Source organism: Azorhizobium doebereinerae UFLA1-100, assembly GCF_000473085.1.
Taxonomy (GTDB): Bacteria; Pseudomonadota; Alphaproteobacteria; order Rhizobiales; family Xanthobacteraceae; genus Azorhizobium; species Azorhizobium doebereinerae.
Window position 1 is genome coordinate 32,544 of record NZ_KI421497.1, and the last position, 2,940, is coordinate 35,483.

Genomic DNA, 2,940 nt, shown 5'->3' on the forward strand with positions numbered 1-2,940 from the left:
CTCGCCCTGGGCAAGGGCTTCACGGTGGGCGTCAGCTATGACGGCGCCTTCGCCTCCGGCACCCAGAGCAACACCGTCCGCGGCACCGCCAGCGTCGCGTTCTGAGGCCAGCGTCTCGTTCCGAGGATAGCCGGCGCCGCTCCCCGGCCTTCCGCCGCAAAGGGCGGAAAGGGAATCCCGCGGCATGCGACACGAAACACGCGCCGGTTGCCCCCCGGCGGCCCACACCGTGACCGGCGGGCCACACCGGCCCGGCTTCCTCCGCCCGCCGCGCGTGGCACCCTTGCGCACCCCGCCGCTGTCACCCCCCTGTCATGCAGCGCCCCTACCGGAAGCCCGGTGGGTTTGCCGTGGGGGAATTTTCATATGCCCGGTTTGAAGTCGTCCGCTTCGCGGACCGCCATTCTTTGCGCCATCGCCATCGCGCCTTTGCCGACGCTCGCCGCCAGCTTCACCGTGCCCACCGGCACCACGACCACCACCACCCAGTCGCTCACCGGCACCCAGACCGGCACCATCGCCGCCGGCGGCACGCTGGCCACCTCGGCCAGCAGCATCAGCCTCGGCGTCGCCACCGGCACCGGCGTGGTGCTGACCAACAACGGCACGGTGACGTCCGGCACGCGCGGCATCGACACCCCCGCTGGCGTCACCGGCATCCTCACGGTGACCAACACCGGCACCATCTCGGCCGCCGACGACGGCTTCCGCCTCAACGGCACGTTCGCCTCCGGTACGCTGCTGCTCACCAACAGCGGCACCATCTCCTCCACCGGCGGCCAGGCGCTCGACTTCGACAAGGCGACGGCCACCTCGGCGAACGTGACGATCGCCAATTCCGGCTCGATCCTGACCAGCGGCGCCAGCGGCTCGGATGCGGTGCGCCTCGGCGGCGGCACCATCAGCCTGATCAATTCCGGCACCATCGCCACCACCGCCTCGGCCAAGCGGGCGATCAAGTTCGACACCGCCACCAATATCGACACGCTGGTGTCGCTGACCATCACCAACACCGCCAGCGGCCTGATCTCGGGCACTGACGACGCAATCAAGATCGCCGGCAATGCGGGCGACACCTCCGCCGCCATCATCGCCATCAATAATGCCGGCACGATCCGCTCCACCGCCGGCGGCCAGGGCATCGACCTCGGCGACCTCGTCTCGCCCAACCTGAAGATCACCATCACCAACCAGTCCACCGGCCTGATCACCGCGTCGGACAATGACGGCATCAAGGCCGGCATGAATACGGTGGTGAACAATTACGGCACCATCACCTCGAACTACACGACCACCTCGGCGGACACGCAGAACTATTCCGCCATCAAGTTCGACGGCGCCTCCGGCACGGTGCACAATTACGCCGGCGGGGTGATCTCGGGCGCCTATCACGGCATCAAGGCCTCCGGCCTCACCGACAACATCACCGTCATCAACGACGCCGGCGCCACCATCACCGGCCGCAACGGCTCGGGCGTGAATTCCAACGGCACCGGCTCGGTGCTGAACTACGGCACCATCACCGGCTCGTTCGACCCCGCCGCCAGCTTCGGCGACGGCGACGGCGTGGACATCGACGGCATCGGCACCATCACCAATTACGGCACCATCCAGGCGCTGGGCTCCAAGGGCACCAAGCCGGGCGAGACCAAGCCCTCCACCAGCGAGGGCATCGCCATCGGCGGCGGCACCATCGTCAACGGCTCGGCCTCCTCGCGCACCGCCCTCATCTCCGGCGCCAACAACGGCATCCTGGCCGACAACAGCAACAGCGGCGACATCTTCGGCGCCCTCAGCGTCACCAATTACGGCACCATCCAGGGCCTGAACGGCTACGGCATCCAGATCGTCAACGCCGCCGGCACCTTCTCCAACACCATCGTCAACTACGGCAGCATCACCGGCACCACCTTCGCGGTGGCCATGGGCAACGGCAACGATCTGTTCGTCTACGAGGCCGGCTCCAGCGTCACCGGCGCGGTGATGGCCCAGGGCGGTACCGACACCCTGCGCCTCGGCGAGGTCGCCGGCACCTTCAACCTCGGCCTGCTCGGCGACACCGCCACCTACCAGGGCTTCGAGTTCCTTGACATCCAGTCCGGCTCGGCCTGGACGCTGACCGGCTCCAGCGCGTTCGCCGGCAACACCACGGTGACCGGCGCCAGCCTGGCGCTGAACAATGCCTGGCTCGGCGCGTCCTTCGTCACGGTCAGCGGCACCGGCTCGGCCCTGTCCGGCATCGGCACCATCGGCGGCCTCGCCGCCGCCTTCGGCTCCACCATCTCGCCCGGCCTCGGCGCCGGCAGCATCGGCACCCTCGGCATCACCGGCGCGGCGAGCTTCGCCAGCGGCTCCACCTATGCGGTGACGGTGAACGGCGCCGGCGCCAGCGACCGCATCGCGGTGTCCGGCAAGACCACCCTGTCCTCCGGCGCGACGGTGGCGGTGCAGGCGCTCTCGGGCACCTATAATTTCAGCAACCGCTATACCATCCTCACCTCGGCGGGCGGGGTCTCGGGCACCTTCGGCTCGGTCTCCAGCAACATGGCCTTCCTCACGCCGGTACTGAGCTATGACGCCACCGACGTCTATCTGGCGCTGAACCGCAACGACGTGACCTTCGCCAGCGTCGCCACCACCTCGAACGCCCGCCGCGCGGCGGCGGCGGTGGAAGCCGGCGGCACCGGCACCGCGCTCTACAATGCGGTCGCCACCGGCACGGTGGCCTCGTCGCAGAGCGCCTTCCAATTGCTGTCCGGCGAGGCCCAGGCCTCCTACGGCACCACCGCCTTCAACCAGGCGCAGATCGTCGGCGACGTCATCGACGGCCGCCTGCGCCAGGCCAATTATGCCGGCGCCACCGGCGCCGTGGCCGGGCTCGGCGCGGGCGGGCCCACCGCCTATGCCGCCGCCCCGGTGACCAAGGCCGGGCCGTTCACC

General features: G+C 69.3%; 1 protein-coding gene. It reads left to right on the forward strand.

Features of this window, described 5'->3' with window-relative positions; translation table 11 throughout:
• Positions 1-366: 366 nt before the first annotated feature.
• A partial coding sequence (locus YU1_RS31550; protein WP_051357435.1) for a beta strand repeat-containing protein occupies positions 367-2,940 on the forward strand: 2,574 nt, incomplete at its 3' end.